Annotated in this window: 19 protein-coding genes; 10 read left to right on the top strand and 9 right to left on the bottom strand. The window is 68.1% G+C overall.

What is annotated here, in order from left to right:
* Position 1: 1 nt before the first annotated feature.
* Positions 2–817: a hypothetical protein gene (locus ACZ5BU_RS06435; protein ID WP_465696004.1), complete on the bottom strand. Its 816-nt coding sequence runs from the start codon at positions 815–817 to the stop codon at positions 2–4.
* 149 nt (positions 818–966) lie between these two features.
* Here ACZ5BU_RS06435 and ACZ5BU_RS06430 point away from each other — a divergent pair, with 149 nt between their 5' ends.
* The 3 genes from ACZ5BU_RS06430 (at position 967) to ACZ5BU_RS06420 (ending at position 2,823) form a co-directional block, all read left to right on the top strand.
* Positions 967–1,179, top strand: a complete 213-nt coding sequence (locus ACZ5BU_RS06430) for a hypothetical protein (protein ID WP_465696003.1) — start codon at positions 967–969, stop codon at positions 1,177–1,179.
* Between the two features lie 4 nt (positions 1,180–1,183).
* Positions 1,184–2,320 carry a methyltransferase domain-containing protein gene (locus ACZ5BU_RS06425; protein WP_465696001.1) on the top strand — a complete coding sequence of 379 codons (1,137 nt, stop codon included), beginning with the start codon at positions 1,184–1,186 and terminating at the stop codon, positions 2,318–2,320.
* Between the two features lie 95 nt (positions 2,321–2,415).
* Positions 2,416–2,823 (top strand): hypothetical protein, encoded by a 408-nt coding sequence (locus ACZ5BU_RS06420; RefSeq protein WP_465696000.1) that lies wholly within the window; start codon positions 2,416–2,418, stop codon positions 2,821–2,823.
* Between the two features lie 251 nt (positions 2,824–3,074).
* On the opposite strand, the gene ACZ5BU_RS06415 is transcribed toward ACZ5BU_RS06420, so the two are convergent.
* Positions 3,075–4,040: an NADPH:quinone oxidoreductase family protein gene (locus ACZ5BU_RS06415; protein ID WP_465695999.1), complete on the bottom strand. Its 966-nt coding sequence runs from the start codon at positions 4,038–4,040 to the stop codon at positions 3,075–3,077.
* A 106-nt stretch (positions 4,041–4,146) separates the two neighbouring features.
* On the opposite strand from ACZ5BU_RS06415, the gene ACZ5BU_RS06410 reads away from it, so the two are divergent.
* Positions 4,147–4,731 carry a TetR/AcrR family transcriptional regulator gene (locus ACZ5BU_RS06410; RefSeq protein WP_465695997.1) on the top strand — a complete coding sequence of 195 codons (585 nt, stop codon included), beginning with the start codon at positions 4,147–4,149 and terminating at the stop codon, positions 4,729–4,731.
* A complete protein-coding gene (locus tag ACZ5BU_RS06405) occupies positions 4,728–5,171 on the top strand; it encodes an AAA family ATPase (protein ID WP_465695996.1) in 444 nt (147 codons plus the stop codon). The genes ACZ5BU_RS06410 and ACZ5BU_RS06405 overlap by 4 nt, the downstream gene beginning before the upstream one ends.
* On the opposite strand, the gene ACZ5BU_RS06400 is transcribed toward ACZ5BU_RS06405, so the two are convergent.
* A complete protein-coding gene (locus ACZ5BU_RS06400) occupies positions 5,168–6,040 on the bottom strand; it encodes a 1,4-dihydroxy-2-naphthoate polyprenyltransferase (protein WP_465695995.1) in 873 nt (290 codons plus the stop codon). The genes ACZ5BU_RS06405 and ACZ5BU_RS06400 overlap by 4 nt on opposite strands.
* Before the next feature lie 115 nt (positions 6,041–6,155).
* Between ACZ5BU_RS06400 and menE the strand changes: the two genes are divergently transcribed.
* The 3 genes from menE to menD are packed head-to-tail and all read left to right on the top strand — an operon-like array spanning position 6,156 to position 9,807.
* On the top strand, positions 6,156–7,247 hold the full coding sequence (menE, locus tag ACZ5BU_RS06395; RefSeq protein ID WP_465695993.1) for an o-succinylbenzoate--CoA ligase: 1,092 nt from the start codon (positions 6,156–6,158) through the stop codon (positions 7,245–7,247).
* Positions 7,244–8,170 (top strand): o-succinylbenzoate synthase, encoded by a 927-nt coding sequence (locus tag ACZ5BU_RS06390; RefSeq protein ID WP_465695992.1) that lies wholly within the window; start codon positions 7,244–7,246, stop codon positions 8,168–8,170. The genes menE and ACZ5BU_RS06390 overlap by 4 nt, the downstream gene beginning before the upstream one ends.
* The gene (gene menD, locus ACZ5BU_RS06385) at positions 8,167–9,807 is read left to right on the top strand and encodes a 2-succinyl-5-enolpyruvyl-6-hydroxy-3-cyclohexene-1-carboxylic-acid synthase (RefSeq protein WP_465695991.1); all 1,641 of its coding nucleotides are present in this window, start codon (positions 8,167–8,169) and stop codon (positions 9,805–9,807) included. The genes ACZ5BU_RS06390 and menD overlap by 4 nt, the downstream gene beginning before the upstream one ends.
* On the opposite strand, the gene mptB is transcribed toward menD, so the two are convergent.
* The 4 genes from mptB to ACZ5BU_RS06365 all read right to left on the bottom strand — a co-directional run bounded on the left by mptB (position 9,794) and on the right by ACZ5BU_RS06365 (position 13,693).
* Positions 9,794–11,197 carry a polyprenol phosphomannose-dependent alpha 1,6 mannosyltransferase MptB gene (gene mptB, locus ACZ5BU_RS06380; protein ID WP_465695990.1) on the bottom strand — a complete coding sequence of 468 codons (1,404 nt, stop codon included), beginning with the start codon at positions 11,195–11,197 and terminating at the stop codon, positions 9,794–9,796. The two genes, menD and mptB, sit on opposite strands and share 14 nt — an antisense overlap.
* A 40-nt stretch (positions 11,198–11,237) precedes the next feature.
* On the bottom strand, positions 11,238–12,002 hold the full coding sequence (locus ACZ5BU_RS06375; protein ID WP_465695989.1) for an ABC transporter permease: 765 nt from the start codon (positions 12,000–12,002) through the stop codon (positions 11,238–11,240).
* Positions 11,999–12,994, bottom strand: a complete 996-nt coding sequence (locus ACZ5BU_RS06370) for an ABC transporter ATP-binding protein (protein WP_465695987.1) — start codon at positions 12,992–12,994, stop codon at positions 11,999–12,001. The genes ACZ5BU_RS06375 and ACZ5BU_RS06370 overlap by 4 nt, the downstream gene beginning before the upstream one ends.
* Before the next feature lie 63 nt (positions 12,995–13,057).
* Entirely contained in the window at positions 13,058–13,693 is a 636-nt protein-coding gene (locus tag ACZ5BU_RS06365; protein WP_465695986.1) for a PadR family transcriptional regulator, read from the bottom strand.
* 56 nt (positions 13,694–13,749) lie between these two features.
* Between ACZ5BU_RS06365 and ACZ5BU_RS06360 the strand changes: the two genes are divergently transcribed.
* Positions 13,750–14,580 (top strand): GNAT family N-acetyltransferase, encoded by an 831-nt coding sequence (locus ACZ5BU_RS06360; protein WP_465695985.1) that lies wholly within the window; start codon positions 13,750–13,752, stop codon positions 14,578–14,580.
* On the opposite strand, the gene ACZ5BU_RS06355 is transcribed toward ACZ5BU_RS06360, so the two are convergent.
* Entirely contained in the window at positions 14,573–15,193 is a 621-nt protein-coding gene (locus ACZ5BU_RS06355) for an MBL fold metallo-hydrolase (protein WP_465695983.1), read from the bottom strand. The genes ACZ5BU_RS06360 and ACZ5BU_RS06355 overlap by 8 nt on opposite strands.
* A complete protein-coding gene (locus tag ACZ5BU_RS06350) occupies positions 15,193–16,473 on the bottom strand; it encodes an isochorismate synthase (protein WP_465695982.1) in 1,281 nt (426 codons plus the stop codon). Before ACZ5BU_RS06350 ends, ACZ5BU_RS06355 begins: the two co-directional genes overlap by 1 nt.
* A gap of 59 nt (positions 16,474–16,532) precedes the next feature.
* Between ACZ5BU_RS06350 and ACZ5BU_RS06345 the strand changes: the two genes are divergently transcribed.
* A complete protein-coding gene (locus tag ACZ5BU_RS06345; protein WP_465695981.1) occupies positions 16,533–17,252 on the top strand; it encodes a demethylmenaquinone methyltransferase in 720 nt (239 codons plus the stop codon).
* The last annotated feature ends 44 nt before the right edge of the window (positions 17,253–17,296 follow it).

Here is a 17,296-nt window from a genome sequence, read left to right as displayed (position 1 = left end):
CTCACGCGCTCGCCCAGTCGAGGCGCCAGTCTCCGCTGTTGACGGTGAACTGCTTGCCGAAACCGAGCCAGCGGCCTGTCATGGAGTGTCCGTGGGGTCCGACGACGAGTTGGATGGCCCCGTGATAGACCGCACCTCGGTAGTAGCCGGCGGGTGACGTTCGTTCGGTCCAGGTTCCGGTCGCGATCGCTCCTCTGAGCGACAGATCGAGGGATAGCCTCGATTCCTGGTCGTCGCGCTCACTGGTTCCGACGATCCGTCCGCCGACGTGGCGCAGGCGGACCATGTGCTTGCCTTCGAGTTCTTCGCGGCGGCTTGACGAGTAGTACGTGTACGAGGAGCGCCATAGTCCGGTCAGGCTTCCTCCGGCCGTTTGGGCGGAGTCCATCTCGCGGAAGTCGGAGAGATCGACGACAAGGTCGGCAACCGAGCATTGGTACAGCTGAGCCATTCTGGACAGGACACCCAACGACGGTGCATATCCGCTCGCCGCCGGCCATTGCTCCCAGTACGAGAAGTTCTTGAAGGTCTTCGGATCGTCCGGCCACTGCCGGTTCCACTGTTCCGCAGCCTCGCGCTGACTCCAGCCGTGTGCCAGCCGGAACGCGACGCGCGGGTTCACGCCGTACCCGTCCGCGAACGTCGCAGCGATCTCGACCCAGGTCGAGCCCTGTGAGCGCAGGTCAGCCGACCACTTCTTTCGCGCCTGTCGCAGGCTCGGTCCATTGCTCGACCTGGGACCAACCCGAACACTCACAGTACTCATCATGCCACGAAACGTCCCCGCTGAACGGGGAACAGTGACGCCGATGATCACCGGTCGGCTCGGTGGTTCGGATGGATGGTCGGCGACAGGGTTGGAGTAGGTCAGGGCGGCGGGTGAGCCCCGAGAAGGTAGGCGGTACGTCGCTCTCCTGCCCTGTCGCCCTGACCGTTCCAATGACCTCTGCACGACGGGGATCGTGAATGACCGACCAGAACGTACTTGCCGACGTACGCCGGGTTCTCGACGAGGGGCGACCGGCCGAGCAGACCATCCGTGCGATCCGGCAATTGCTGGAGCCGTCCCGTGAGCCGACGCCGATCGAGCGCACCGAGCGTGGATGGCCGGTGCTGCGTCCGGCCGGTGTGCCGATGGTCGAGGCAATGGCCGATGCCCTTCAAGGAAAGGACGATTGACTCCGTGACTGACTGGACCGACGCCGCTCGCAAGCTTGCCGACGAAGTGGCGGCAGCTGCACCGGAGTGGCACGACTCGGTCAGCTTGACACCTCGGCATCAGTTGGTGCCGAGGTGGTGGGAGCCGATCCCCGACAGCTATCCGTTCGTCTGGGGGCTCCGCATGCCGCAGCCCGACCAGCCGTGGGCGGAGGTGTACGCCGACGAGACCCTCGTTACCCGCGTGGGGGCGCTGCACGCGGACCAGGCCGAGCTCGACGTCCGGCCAACTGGTCTCCCGACTTCGTCCTCGACCTTGCCTGGGTTGATCGTGCGCATGCTGCATCTGCTCGACGCGCACGAGCACGACCGGGTGCTGGACGTCGGCACTGGCTCCGGGTACTCCGCTGCGCTTCTGGCACATCGCCTCGGCGATCAGCAGGTGACCAGCATCGACGTAGATCCCTACCTCGTCGACGTTGCCCGCGAACGCCTCGCCGGCTTCGGCCGAGCACCGCGCCTCGAGGTCGCCGATGCTACCGGCTCGCTGCCGGACTCCGAGTACGACCGGATCATCGCGACCGTCTCCGTCCGTCCTGTCCCGCCGGCCTGGCTCAAGGCTCTCCGCCCTGGCGGGAAAATCGTCACTACCATCATCGGCACCTCGCTTCTGATCAAAGCCGAGAAAGATCCCGACGGAGTCGTTCGCGGTCGCGTCCAACCAGATCCGGCCAGCTTCATGCGCACCCGAGGCGAGAAGGACTACCCGGCCAGGCTCGATGATGTGTACGCCGCCGCGCGCGACCAGCCAGGCGCGGAGAGCCGCCAACTGACAGGCCCCATGCCTGATCTCTGGGAGGACTGGGAGCTGCGTTGCCTGTACGAGCTCGCGACCCCGGACGTCGAGAACCGTTCGGCAACATGCGAGGACGGCAGCCAACTTCTGTGGCTGCTGGCAACGGATGGTTCCTGGGCGCGCGCTGACAGCGCAACCATGACTGTTCACCAAAGTGGTCCACGACGACTCTGGGATGACCTGGAGTGCGTCCGTGAGCGATGGACGACGGCCGGCCAGTTCCCGCTCCACAGCATGACGGTCGAATTCACGGCCGATAGGAACACCCTCACGAGCCCCAACGACGACTGGACGCTTGCGCTCTGACCACCCGTCGTTGAGTGGACTGTCCGCGTCACCCGCTCGAAGGTGACGCCGAAGTCGAGTTGCCGACTAAGGGTGCGTGACGCTGAATGGACCGTATGGGGATCGGGAAGTCGGGTGTTCTCGGCAACGCTGTGCTTGGGCTTGTGGTTATGGGGCTGATGTTGGGGTTGCTTTGTTTGCTTACGGTTGTGGATCCGGTTGCTCGGTCGCGTCAAGGGTTGGGCGGGAAGATCGCGGGTGCTTGGTGTTCGTTCGCGCCGCTTGGTCTCGCGCGAGGTGCCATCGTCGGGGATCCGCTGGCGTTGTCCGCGTGGGCGGGTGCCGGTGTTTATCTGCTGGCGATTGTCGGGTCGTGGGGGCGGCCGTTGCTGATCGCGTGTGAGTTGGTGGAGCGGGAGCATGGGTATCAGGTGCTCAGCAACGGCGAGTACCGTCGAGCGCGGGTTGGTCAGGGTGTCCTGATCGTGGGTGTCGTGGGGATGGCCACACTTTCCGTGTGGTGACGGGTGGCCAGGAGCCAGGGGATCGTTGCTGTCGGCACTTGTTTGCTGGCAACGGGTCTTGTGATAACCGGCCTGGTTGTCAGTTGACGTTCGGGCGGGTTCGAGCAGGTGCGCGAGTTTGTGCGTCCGGTGCAGCGTCACACGGTGCGGTTCGAACTTACTAGCACGGCCGGGCGGTCTGAGTCGCTCCAGTTTCAGCTTGATCGCCTGCAGACAGGCGAGTTCTGGGAGGACATCTACTGCTGACCTGATCAGGGGAGTAGAGCCAGTTTTCCTGTTGTGGCTCGGGATTCTAGTTCGGTGAGGGCTTTGGGGCCGTCGGCAAGGTCGTAGGTGGTCGGTTCGGTTGGGGGTAGGACTCCGGTGGCTATGAGGGTGAAGAGTTCGCGCATTACTTCGCCGAAGGTTTCGGGGGCGTGTTGGATCAGGGCGCCGAGGTTCAGGCCTATGAGATGGAGTTGGTGTTTGTAGACGAGGTCCCAGTTGGTGATCGACGCGTTGCCGGCGGGGAGGCCGTAGACGACCACTCGGCCGGTCACTCGTTTGCTGACCGCGAGGCTGGTTTCGAGGGTGGGGCCGCCGACGGACTCCAGGACCAGGTCGACGCCTTTGGTGAGGGCCAGGATCTCGGCTGCCAGGTTGGGGTTGCGGGAGTTGAGGACGTGGTCGGCGCCCAGGCCGCGTACCGTCTCGTGCTTCTCGGGGGAGGCCGTCGCGATGACGGTGGCGCCGTAGAGCTTGGCCATCCGTACTGCCGCTTGCCCGGTCCCGCCTGCTGCGGCGTGGATCAGTACGGTCTGGCCAGCTGCGACCTCGCCGAGTCGTAGGGCGGCCTGGGCGGTTGGCCAGCTGACGGCCAGGCCCAGGGCTTGTTCGTCGTCCCAGCCGGGTGGGATCGGGATCGCCGCGGCTGCCGGCAGTACGCAGTACTCGGCGAAGGCTCCGCCGCCGATGGTCGCGCCGACGACATGCGTGCCGAGCGGGAGGTCGACGCCCTCGCCGACGGTGACCACCTCGCCGGCGGCTTCGATTCCGGCGGTGTACGGCGGCTGCGGGCCGCCTGCGAACGTGCCGTACGACTGCGAGATGTCGACGTAGTTGACGCCCGCCGCGGTCACGCGGAGAAGGACCTCACCAGGGCCGGGGCGGGGGATCGGTACGTCGGTCAGCTTCAGGTCCGGTGGTCCGTCGAGCGTCGTCTGCCGCAGTGCGCGCATGCCGTGCCTCATTTCTTGGTCGATCGACCAACAAAGGGTCCCACCGGCATCCGGAGGCCGTCAAGGTTAAACTTGGTCGATCGACCAACAAAGTGCGGAGGACCGGATGGCGACTCGCGGCAGGCCGCGGACGTTCGACCCGGACGTCGCGTTGCGGCAGGCGCTCGACGTGTTCTGGGAACGCGGGTACGAGGGCACGTCCCTCAGCGACCTTGCCGAGGCGATGGGGATCCGGTCCGCGAGCATCTACGCGTACTTCGGCAGCAAGGAAAACCTGTTCCGCCAGGTCATGGCGCTGTACGGCGCAACTGCCGGCGAACCGCCTCGCCGCGCCCTCCGCGAAGCGCCGACCGCCCGCGAGGCGATCCACGCGATGCTCCGGGCGACCGCGGACCAGATCACCCATCCCGAACACCCGCACTACTGCATGCTGATCCTGGCCGCCCCGACCGGCGCCGTGGAGAACCACGCCGTACGCCAGTTCCTCGCCGACGGCCGCCACGGCATGTACCTGGAGATCAGGGACCGCCTGGCCAAGGAGATCCCGCCCGCCGACCTCGACGCGATGGCCCGCTACTACACCACCGTCGTCCAAGGCCTCTCCATCCAAGCCCGCGACGGCGCCACCCGCCCCGAACTCGAAACCGTCATCACCTGCGCCATGGCCGCCTGGGAAACCCTCACGTCATGACCCGCATCCTGATCACCGGCATGTCCGGCACCGGCAAGACCACTGTGCTGGACGAGTTGGCCCGCCGAGGCCACCACACCGTCGACACGGATTACGACGGCTGGACCGAGGACGGCCTCTGGAACGAACCTCGCATGGCCGACCTGCTGACCCAACCCGACGTCATCGTCTCCGGCACCGTGGAGAACCAAGGAAGGTTCTACAACCGCTTCCACGACATCGTCCTACTGACGGCCCCACTGGACGTCCTCATCGACCGTGTAGTCCGCCGTACCAACAACCCGTACGGGAAAACCGCAACGGAACAAGCCGAGATCGCTCAGTACGTCCGAAGCGTCGAGCCCCTGCTCCGGCAAGGCGCCACCCTCGAACTCGACAGCCGCCAACCCGTGCCGGAGCTCGCCGACGCGATCGAGGACCTGGTCGCCCGGGCCCGCTAGCCCCCGAGGGCCAGGCCGATTGCGAGGCCGAGGGCGTAGAGGAGTTCGGTGAGGCCGGTGTTCTTCAGGACGGGGATCAGGGCGGGGCCTACTGCGTCGCTGAGGACTACTCGGGTGGACTTGATGGCCAGGGGGACGGCGATGAAGGCCAGGAGAGTCCATGGGGTTGCGATCGCGGAAACGGCGGCCAGGACGAACGCGAGGGCTACCAGGGCCGCGTACAGGCGGCGCGACCGGGAAGCGCCGAGGACAACGGCGAGGGTGCGCTTGCCGGTGACCGAGTCCGTGGGGATGTCGCGGAGGTTGTTCGCGACCAGCAGGGCGCAGGCGATCGAGCCGACCGAGACCGCGCCCGCGACGGCGGTCCAGTGCAGCGTCTCGGCCTGGACGTACGTCGTACCGAGGACGGCGACCAGTCCGAAAAAGAGGAAAACGCTGACCTCGCCGAGCGCGCGGTACCCGTACGGCTTCTTTCCGCCGGTGTAGAACCACGCGCCGAGAAGCGACGCCGCGCCGGCGACCAGCAGCCACCAGGTGGTCGTCGCGCACAGCACGATGCCCAGCGCGGCGCCGACGCCGAAGCAGGTGAAGGCGGCCGTCCTGACGGCGCCAGGTGTCGCGACCTTCGAACCGACCAGGCGGAGCGGGCCGACGCGGTTCTCGTCGGTACCGCGGATGCCGTCGCTGTAGTCGTTGGCGTAGTTGACGCCGATCTGCAGGGCGAGCGCGACGCCGAGGGCGAGCAGCGCCTTCCACCAGACGAAGCCGTCGAGGTACGCGGCCGCGCCGGTTCCGACGAGTACGGGGGAGATCGCGGCGGGCAACGTGCGGGGGCGGGCGCCTTCGATCCACTGGGCAGGGGTAGCCATGAATGTCGATTCTGTCAGCCCGGCGGGTGACCGGCAGAGGCGGGCCGGGGTGTGGCGTGGCTCTCGCCGGGGGTGACGCCGACCGCGGTGCGCGGGCCGTACGCTCGACTGTGACATGTCTACCTTGCGGCTGATCCCTGGTACGCCCGATGCGGTGCTGTCTGCGTTGAGCGGCGTACTCGACGGGAGCGGTACGCCGTTCGCGCCGGTGCCGGCGGATGCGGTCGGGGCCGCGCGGGTCCGCCAGGCGGCCGCGCCGGACGAGCCGGTCGAGGACGACTGCGCCGTCGTACTGACCACGTCGGGGTCGTCGGGTGAGCCGAAGGGCGTGCTGCTGTCGCGGGAGGCGCTGATCGCGTCGGCGACCGCCACCCACGACCGTCTCGGCGGCCCGGGGCAGTGGCTGCTACCGATGAAGCCGTACTTCGTGGGCGGTCTGCAGATCCTCACCCGTTCGCTCGTCGCCGGTACGACGCCGGTGCTGCTGAACGACAGCTTCACCAACGCGACCCAGCAACTGACCGGCGTACGGCGCTACACGGCGATGGTCCCGACGCAGCTGGCGCGCTACCTCGACACGGACCTGGAGGCGCTCCGGTCGTTCGACGCGATCATCATCGGCGGGGCGCCGACGCCGGAGCCACTCAAACAGCGCGCCCGGGAGGCCGGCGTCAACGCGATCCCGTCGTACGGGATGACCGAGACCGGAAGTGGCTGCGTGTACGGCGGCGTGCCGCTGGACGGTACGTCGATCGACCTGGACGAGGGCCGCATCCTGATCAAGGGGAACACGCTGTTCTCCGGGTACCGGCTGCGGCCCGAGCTCACCGCGGAGGTGCTGCGCGACGGCTGGTTCCGGACGCAGGACCGGGGCGAGCTCGTCGACGGCCGGCTGCGGGTCGTAGGCCGGGTGGACGACGTGGTGATCTCCGGTGGTGTGAACGTCACGCTGACGACGGTGCAGGCGCGGCTGCTGGAGCACCCGAAGCTCGAAGACGCTGTAGTACTGGGCGTTCCGGACGCCGAGTGGGGGACGCGGGTGGTCGCGTTCGTCGTGGGTGAGCCGTCGCGGGACGAGCTGCGCGACTGGGTCGGTGAGACGCTGCCGCGGACGTGGGCCCCGCAGGATGTCGTACGGCTGGAGGCGTTGCCGATGCTTGCCTCGGGCAAGGTTGATCGGCAGCGGTTGCTGGAGGGCGTGCGGTGATCACGTACTCGATCAGCCTCAAGAACAAGTTCCGCGGGATCACAGTGCGCGAGGGCATGCTGTACGAAGGCCCTGCGGGCTGGGCTGAGTGGAGTCCGTTCTTGGACTACGACGACGCCACCTGTGTCTCCTGGTTACGTGCGGCGCGTGAGGCGGCCGAGGACGGGTGGCCGGCACCAGTACGCGACCAGGTGCCCGTCAACTGCACTGTGCCCGCGGTGGGCCCTGAGAAGGCGGCGGAGATCGTCAGAGCGTCAGGGTGCAGTACGGCAAAGGTGAAGGTGGCCGAGCCGGGTCAGACACTTGCTGATGACCTGGAACGTGTTGAAGCAGTACGGGACGCCATCGGCAGCGGCAACGTCCGCATCGACGCTAACGGGCTGTGGTCTGTCGACCAGGCAGTGCAGAACCTCAAGCAGTTGCAGCGGTTCGACCTGGAGTACGTCGAGCAGCCTTGTGCGACTGTGGAGGAGTTGGCCGACGTCAGGCGACGTACGGACGTGCCTGTTGCGGCTGACGAGTCCATCCGCCGGGCGGAGGACCCGCTGCGGGTGAAGAAGCTCGACGCGGCTGACATCGCCGTACTGAAGGTGCAGCCGATCGGCGGCGTCCGTGCGTGCATGGAGATCGCAGAGCAGATCGGACTGCCCGTAGTGGTGTCCTCGGCGCTGGAGACCTCAGTAGGAATCGCTGCAGGTATAGCACTCGCCGCAGCCCTTCCGGAGCTCCCGTACGCGTGCGGCCTGGCCACGGTGTCGATGTTCACCCAGGAGGTCGTCGCAGAACCCCTCCTCCCCACCTACGGCTTTCTGCCGGTCAAACGCGTCGTACCGGATCCCCAGCTGCTGCAGGCCGCGCGCGCCGACGCAGAACGGACCAGGGTGTGGGAAGAGCGCCTCTCCCGAGTAAGGAGTGCCGGATGAACCCGTCCACAGCGTTTGCGACTGTGGTGGTCGACGAGCTGATCCGCAACGGTGTACGCGAGGCTGTGCTCTCACCTGGTTCTCGAAGCGCGCCCCTGGCGCTGGCACTCGCGGCGGCTGATCGTGAGGGGCGGCTGCGCCTGCATGTTCGTATCGACGAACGTACGGCGGGCTTCCTTGCTGTTGGGCTGATGCGCGGCAACGGGCTGCCTGTGCCTGTGGTTACTACCTCTGGCACTGCAGTGGCCAACCTGCATCCCGCAGTGTTGGAGGCCTCGCACAGTGGGCTGCCGTTGATCGTGCTGAGTGCTGACAGGCCGCCTGCGCTCAGAGGTAGCGGTGCGAACCAGACGACCGATCAGCTGAAGGTGTTCGGGTCCGCGGTGCGGTTGTTCCATGAGATGGGTACGCCGGTTCGTGAGGTCGGGCAGGTCGCGTACTGGCGGTCTCAGGTCGCTCGAGCCGTTGCGATCGCTACGGGGACACGGTCTGCTGATCCGGGGCCGGTGCAGCTCAACTGCCCGTTCAGTGAGCCGTTGGTGCCTACCGAGGGTCCTGAGTGGCCGGAGCCTCTGACAGGGCGCAGTACGGGGCCTTGGACTGCTGTGCATGCTGCGAACGGGCAACCTGCGGCGGTGTCGCCGGGTCCCAGAACTGTTGTAGTTGCTGGGGATGGGGCTTCTCAGGCGGCGCGGCTGATCGCAGAGGCGGGGCGGTGGCCGTTGTTCGCGGAGCCGTCGAGCCGGGCGCGGACGGGGCCGTCCACCATCACCCTGTACAGGTTGTTGCTGCAGGCAAGCAAGTTGGCCGGTGAGATCGAGCGGGTGCTGGTGTTCGGGCACCCGACGCTGTCGCGCCCGATCTCCAAGCTGCTGGCACGACCTGACGTCGAGGTGATCGTGGTGGCGCCGACCGGGCACTGGCCCGATCCGGCCCGCCGGGCAAAGTCTGTCGTCACCGGACTGACCGTCACCGCGGCCGACCCGACCGGCTGGCTGGAGCAGTGGCAGGACGCCGATCAGGCCGCCCGGCCGGCCGTCGACAAGGTACTCGCGGACGGGCTCAGCGGCCCACGTATCGCGGCACTCGTCGGTGCGGCGGCCGGTGCCGACGGCATGCTCGTCGTCGCCTCCTCGAACCCGGTCCGCGACCTCGACCTCGCCCCGGTCGTCCCGATCCGGACCATCGCCAACCGCGGCCTGGCCGGTATCGACGGCACGATCTCGACCGCCGTCGGCGCCGCGCTCGCGAACGCGGGCCCGACGTACGCGCTGATCGGCGACCTGGCGTTCCTGCACGACAGCAACGGCCTGATCATCGGGCCGGACGAGCCCCGCCCGGACCTGCGGATCGTGGTCGTCAACGACAACGGCGGCGGCATCTTCTCCACACTCGAGCAGGGCGACCCGAACCACGCCACGCATTTCGAGCGCGTCTTCGGTACGCCGCACAACGTCGACCTGTCCGCACTGTGCGCGGCCAGCGGTACGCCGTACACGCTGGTGCGGACCGTGGACGAACTACAAGCTGCCCTCAAGCCGACCGTGGCAGGGCTGGACGTGGTGGAGGTACAGGTCTCCCGTGACGACCACCGGCCGTTGAGCCAGTCGCTGGTGGACGCGATCAAGCAGCTGTAACAGGTACCTTCCGCGCCGGCTGCAACGTGCGGAGATGGTTGAGCAGCGGCAGGGCGATCGCGATGACCAGAGCGGTCGTCGTGAGGATCGGGATGGTCGCACCGCGCAGCGAGGAGTTGAGCGGTGCGGCGATCGTGAAGATCAGGCTGACCGCGGTGATGATCGTGGTCAGCCGCCGGCCGGGACGTGCGACAGCGAGGAACGGTAGGCACCATAAGAAGTACCAGTCGTGCGCGCTTGGACCTAGGACGACAACCGCGAGCAGTGCGACCCCTACAGCACGCGCCGCGTAGTGGATGGACGACCTGAGGCTCAGCCACGCGATCAGACCGAGCGCTGCGATCATGCCGATCAGCCGGACGATCTGCAACGCCTGCGCCGCCGCACTGTCCTCACCGAGCCAGCCGAGTACGCCGGACGCTGCCATGCCGATCAGGTTGGCGATGGAGAACGGCGAACGTACCAGCCCGGGTACGTCGAGTGCACCGAGCCAACCGGAGCCGACACCGGTCAGAGCGCCGACGGTGACCAGGGTCAGTACCGAGACGGCTCCTGCGATCAGGAGGCTTGCGAAACGGTGGAGGCGCCCTGCTGGCGGGCTCATCACCGCGGCGATCGCTATTGCGACAAGACCGCCCGGGAGCTTCACTGCGGCGGCAGTGCCGGCCACTACGGCCGCCGTACCCCAGTGGCCTGTCAGGGCGAGAGCGAACGCGCTACAGGCGAGTCCGAGCATCAGCATGTCGTTGTGGGCGGCGCCGATGCCGTGGGTGATCAGCATGGGGTTCAGTACGACCAGCCAGGTGGCGAAAGCCGGGTCCACGCGACAGGCGATCGCGAGGCGCGGTACGGCCCACGCTATGAGCACTACGCCCAGTACTGCGAGGAGGCGGTGCGCCAGCATCAGCAGGTACGGGTTCATGGTGAGGTGGGCGACCAGACCGCCGTACGCGAGCGGCAACGGGCCGTACGGGGCTGGGGTCTGCATCCACATCGGATCCACGGCCTCGACGATGTGGCCGGACAGTACGCCAGGACCCACCTCGTACGGGTTGTAGCCTTTCGCCACCAACGCGCCCTGCGCCGCGTAGCTCCAGGCGTCGCGGCTGAACAAGGGCGGAGCCAGCAGGAGCGGGATGCTCCAGTACACCGTCATCCGGAGCAGCGGAAGCTTCTCGCCGGCCATGACCCGTCGGCCCACGGTGAGCCAGGCCCAGGCCATCAAACCGAGCCCGGCCACCATGAACGTCAAGCCGACCATCCGGCCGGCGAGGGAGTCGCGCAGCGGGAACGAGGCGACCCAGGACGACTGGGGTACCACCGACGTCACCAGGCTGGCGACCGCGACTACGACTGAGCCGACGACCCCACGGACCATCGGCGAGCGCATGGCGGCACCGTAGCCCCGCCATGCAACACGTCGATGAACATCAAGCAGATTCCTTACGGAAGGTACGTGCGCCGACAGCCAGTCCGACGACGGTCAGCAGAACGACCCAGAACAGGCCCCACAGCGAGGCGGAGCTGCTGATGTCGCCGCGGAACAGGGCGCGGACGCCGTTCACCACGTGCTTCAGCGGGCTGATGTCGGACAACCGCTGCAGCCACGTCGGACCGATCTGCATCGGCAGGAGGATGCCGGACAGCAGCAGGAGCGGCATGGCGATGCCGTTCAGCAGCGGGGCCAGCGCGTCCTCGCTCTTGGTGATCAGGGCGACCGAGTACGACAGCGACGCGAAGGTGGCGCCAAGGAGCGCGACGATCACCAGCGACAGCAGCACGCCGTCCCACGGCGCCCGCAGACCCAGGGGGAGTGCGGCGAGCAGCAGGAGTACGGACTGTACGACGAGCACCACGACGTCCCGCAGGACCCGCCCGGCCATCAGCGCGATCCGGGAGGCCGGCGTGACCCGGTCGGCCTCGATGACGCCGGCCCGGTACTCCGCGATCAGGCCGAAGCCGACGAACATCGCGCCGAACATCCCGAGCTGCACGATCAGGCCCGGGATGAACACCTGGTAGGCGTTGGTGGCGTGGCCCTCGCTGATCTGCGCGGTGATCGGCTTCAGCAGCGGGCCGAACAGGAACAGGTACATCAGCGGCTGGCTCAGCATCAGGATCGACCACATCGGGTTCCGCAGCGACAGCCGCATCGCCCGGTGGAACACGATCCACGTCTCGCGAAGGACGGTCATGCTGCAGGCTCCTTCTCCTCGTCGGCGGCGGCAGGTGTGGTGTGCTCGTCGCGGAGGGAACGGCCGGTCATGGTGAGGAAGACGTCGTCGAGGGTCGGCCGGTGCACCTCGACCCCGTGCAACTCGATGCCCTGGGCATCGATCGAGCGGAGCAGCCCGGGCAGCACCGAACCACCACGCGGGATCCGGAACCCGACCACGTCGTCCTCGGTCTCGACCTCGACGGCGCCGTCGAGTTCGCGGACGATCTTCATCACCGCCGGCGCCTGCGCGGTGTCCGCGATGCTCAGCCGGACCGCGTCGCCGGAGACCTGCTGCTTGAGGTTGTCCGGGGTACCGGAGGCGACGATCCGGCCGTGGTCGATGACCAGGATCCGGTCGCAGAGCGCGTCCGCCTCGTCCAGGTAGTGCGTGGTCAGGAAGATCGTCGCGCCGCGGTCCCGGAGGCCGCGGATGTGCTCCCACAGGTTGGCCCGCGCCTGCGGGTCGAGGCCGGTGGTCGGCTCGTCCAGGAAGATCAGCTTCGGGTCGTGGATCAGGCCCATCACGATGTCCAGCCGCCGGCGCTGCCCGCCGGACAGCGTCTTGCACTGCCGGCGCCACAGCCCGGGCAGGTCGAGCTCCTCGAACAGCCGCTGCCCGTCCGCAGCCGCCTTCGCCTTCGGTACGCCGTACAGCCGGGCGTGGTCGACGACCTCGTCGCCGGCAACCGCCTCGGGCAGCGTGGAGCCGCTCTGCGGTACGTACCCGATCCCGCGGCGCACGCCGACGGGATCCTTCGCCAGGTCGCACCCGGCGACCGTCGCGGTCCCGCTGGTCGGCTTGATCAGCGTGGCGAGCATCCGCATCGTCGTGGTCTTGCCGGCCCCGTTGGGCCCGAGAAATCCGACGATCTCCCCGTCGGCCACATCCAGGTCAACTCCTTGGACGGCCTGGACCGCCCCTCGCTTGGTCTTGAACGTCCGCACCAGCCCGCGCGCTTCGATCATCATGCGAGCCAGTGTGGGTGATCAACATTGACTAGTCAATCTTGATTATGAGGGTGGAGAGCGAGATCAGGGGGTTCTCGGGGGCGGGTCAGGGATCTCGCCCCAGTGCGTGACCATGCCCGGGTACGGCGCCCAGTCGGCGGGCTCGCCGGCGAAGGCGTAGGCGCCGTCGCGGATCCGGTCCAGGAACTCCCGGGTCCACTGCAGCTCGCCGTTGTCGCGGGCAGTGGTGATCCGGAACATCTCGACCACGTGGTTCGGCGTGCCCGGGTCTTCGAGGATCTGGCGTTCGGAGAACGGCTCCGACTTGAGCCAGGACTCGAGCTGGCTGATCCGCGCCTCCAACGCCGCGACCACCTCGTCGCGGCGCAGCGACCACATGAAGCTGATCGTGGCCTGCATCTTGTCCGGGTGGAACCCGTCGACGGTCCAGAGCATGCCGCGCAGGAGCGAGAAGTACTCCGTCTCACCGTCCGCGGTCAGCTTGTACGACGTCCGCGCGGGGCGGTGCGCGCCGTCCTGCTCGAGCTCCTGCAGGTACCCGTGCTTGGCCAGCGTCCGCAGGCCGGTGTAGATCGAGCCGGGGTTGATGTTCGCCCAGTCCTGCACGTTCCAGGTCAGCAGCTCGCGGCGCAGCTGGTACCCGTACGCCGGCTGGAAGATCCGTACGACGCCGAGCAGCAACAACCGCGTGGTGGACATAGCCGCAGTGTAAATCCGGGCGACCGTCCGGGGTGGGCAGGCGTACGCTCCGGTGCATGGATGTCCGGGTGACGAGCGATCCGCAGGCGTTCGAGCAGACGGTTTTCCCTTTCCTGCAACAGGATCCGGTACTGCACACGATCATCATGAGCAACGTCCACGAACGGGCCGGCGGTACGGTGCCCGCCGAGGGCGAGCCGTCGTACTTCGTGTCCGTACACGACCCGGACGTCCTCGGCGTCGCGATGCGGACGCCCGGGCGCGGCGTGTACGTCGGCGCGCTGCGGGAGGATCTCGCGGAGCCGATCGCCGACGCGTATGCCGACGTACTGCCCGAGCTGAAAGGTGTCGCGGGTGACCGGCCGGCAGCGTTCCGCTTCGCCCGGCGCTGGTGCGAACTGCGTGGTGGTACGGCGACCGAGACGCGCGGCACCCGCCTGCACAAGCTCATCGAGCTCACCCCGCTGTCGGCGGAGGGTGGTCCGCGCCCGATGCGGGCCGACGACGTCGACCTGGTTGCCGCCTGGGGCGACGGCTTCGCCGCCGAAATCGCCGACGAGGTCGCGGCCGACAACCACGAGTGGGCCGAGCGGCGGCTCGAGGAGCAGACGCTGTGGATCTGGGAGGCCGACGGCGAACCGGTCAGCATGGTCGGCTACCACCTGCCGTTGTACGGCGTCTGCCGCGTCGGCCCGGTCTACACACCACCGGACCACCGCCGCCACGGCTACGCCGGTGCCCTCACCAGCCACGTCACCGCCAACATCCTTGCCACCGGCAACCAGGCCTGCCTCTACACCGACCTCGCCAACCCCACCTCCAACAAGATTTACCACCAGGCCGGCTACCGCCCAGTCGCCGACTTCATCGACGTGGAGTTCAGCTGAGCTCGGTGGACTGGCCCGGGGTCAGGCCGAGGTAGGGGCGGCCGCCGGTTTCGTTGAGCCAGCGTTGCATCATGCCGAGGCCGATGTCGCTGAGGAGGGCGTTGTGGATGCCTACGGTCTGCTCCGCCTTCACCGTGCGCACGTACTCGACGGCTGACGGCAGCGCGAACCACGGGCCGGAGATCGGTACCAGGTTGGTGTGCACCGCGCGGTCCGGCTGCGTGAACGAGTCGCCGGGGTGGTACACCGCGTCGTCGACCAGGTAGCCGATGTTCTCGCACGGTACGCCGAGCTCGGGCAGGATCACCGCGTGGTCCTTGCCGTAGGCACTGACCGAGAAGCCGGCCGCGTCGAACGACTGCCCGCCCTCGACCACGTGCACCCGGTCGCCCAGCGCGGCCAGCTGTGCCGCGACACCCGCGTTCGTGTAGACCGGTACGTCGAGCGCGGTGACCCGTTCGAGGTCGAGGTGGTCCGGGTGCTCGTGCGTGACCAGGATCGCGTCCGCCTTCTCGAAGGCCGCGCTCTCGCTGAACATGCCCGGGTCGATCAGCAGCACCCGCCCGTCCTTCTCCAGCCGGACACACGCATGGGCGAACTTCGTCAGCTTCATCAATCTCCTAGAGCGTCTCGCATCGGTACCAGCTTGGCGTTCGTCTCGGCCAGTTCGGCGTCCGGGTTGGAGCCCGCGACGATGCCGGCGCCGGCGAACAGCCGCATCCGGCGGGCGTCGTCGGGGTCGGCCTGGCCGCAGCGCAGCGCGATGCACCACTCGCCGTCGCCGGCCGCGTCCATCCAGCCGACCGGTCCGCTAAACCGGCCGCGCTGCATGCCCTCGATCTCACCGATCAGGTCCCGCGCGACCGGCGTCGGCGTACCGCAGACCGCGGCCGACGGATGCAGCGCGGCGGCCAGCCCGAGCGCGGAGGCGCCGTTGTTCGCGACGCCGGCGACGTCGGTGGCCAGATGCATCACGTTCGGCAGGTGCAGTACGAACGGGGTCTCCGGGACGTTCATCGACGAGCAGTGCGGCTCGAGTGCGTCGGCGACCGAGCGGACCGCGAACTCGTGCTCCTCGAGGTCCTTCGAGGACCGCGCCAGCGACGCGGCCAAGGCCAGGTCGTGCGCGTCGTCGCCGGTACGGCGGATCGTCCCGGCGAGCACCCGGGACGTGATCAGGCCCTTCTCCCGGCGGACGAGCAGCTCCGGCGTGGCACCGATCAGCCCGTCGACGGAGAACGTCCAGCAGTTCGGGTACGCCGTGGCGAGCCGGTGCAGCGGCCAGCGCAGGTCGATCGGCTGCTCGGCGATCGCGATCAGGTCGCGGGCCAGCACCACCTTGTCGAGGTCGCCCGCAGTGATCCGGCGGACCGCGTCGGCGACGATGCTCGACCAGTCCGTCCCGGTCCGGGCGCCGTCGGCGAACGTCACGTCGTACACCGGTGACGGCTCGTGCACCAGCAGCTCCGGCGGCGCGGCCAGCGAACTCGCCGGGGAGATCGTGGTCACCCAGGTGGTCCCGGCGCGGCGGCCGACGATCACCTCGGGTACGACCAGCTCACTCGGATCGGAGTCGGTGAAGCCGAACGATCCGAAGCAGACCAGGCCCGAGCCGGGTACGCCGATCTCGTCGCGGACCACGGCGGCCCCGACGAGCTCCTGCCACCAGCGCGCGGCCTTCTCGAACCGGTTGCTCCCGGCAACCTCCAGCCGGGCGGCGACGCCCCAGCCGACGTGACCGTCGCCACGCCGTACCCACGCGAGTCCGCCTTCGTCCGGCAGATGGTCGAGCAGGTGCGCCGACACGCCGTCCACCGGTTGACTGCGAACCACCAACTGCGGTGCGGGGCCTCGGGTCGCAAGGGCCGCACGGCTACCTGGAGATGCACTCACGAGATGCAAGCGTATGCCTCCCGTCCGTCCTGCCTGAGCCCGCGTGATGAACTAGACAAGTGACCCGCGCAGATCTGAGCAAACAACCGCACGACGTGGCGGCCATGTTCGACAACGTCGCCGAGGGCTACGACCGGACCAACGCGGTCGCGACGATGGGGCTGGAGAAGCTGTACTGGCGGCCCGCCACGCTGGCCGAGATCGCGCCGCGGAAGGGCCTGAAGATCCTCGACCTGGCCGCCGGAACCGGCGCGTCCAGCATCAAGCTCCGCGAGGCCGGCGCCGAGGTGGTGTCCTGCGACTTCTCGGTCGGCATGCTGACGGTCGGCAAGCGCCGGCACCCCGAGCTGGACCTGATCGCCGGCGACGCGCTCCGGCTGCCGTTCGCGGACGGCACGTTCGACGTGGTGACGATCTCCTGGGCGCTGCGGAACGTGAACGACGTACCGCTCGCGCTGCGCGAGATGCTCCGGGTCACCCGGCCGGGCGGCCGGCTCGTCGTACTCGAGCAGTCGCACCCGACCTGGAAACCGTTCCGGGTGGTGTACCTGGAGTACATGATGCGCGCCGTGCCGGCGGTGGCGAAGGTGGTGTCGACCAACCCGGAGGCCTACGAGTACCTGGCCGAGTCGACCCGCGCGTGGCTGCCGCAGGAACCGCTGGCCCGGGCGATCGAGGACGCCGGGTGGACGCGCGTGCAGTGGCGCAACCTGACTGGCGGTCTGGTCGCGATCCACCGGGCAGTCAAGCCCTCGGGCACGTCTCCCGCACCCTGTTAATTACGCAACGGAAATTATGCGTAATTGGCTTGTCTGCAAGGGGG

It is taken from the genome of Kribbella sp. NPDC031520, assembly GCF_055580825.1.
The sequence above is the reverse complement of the archived record's forward strand: the minus strand, read 5'-3'. Positions and strand labels throughout refer to the sequence as shown.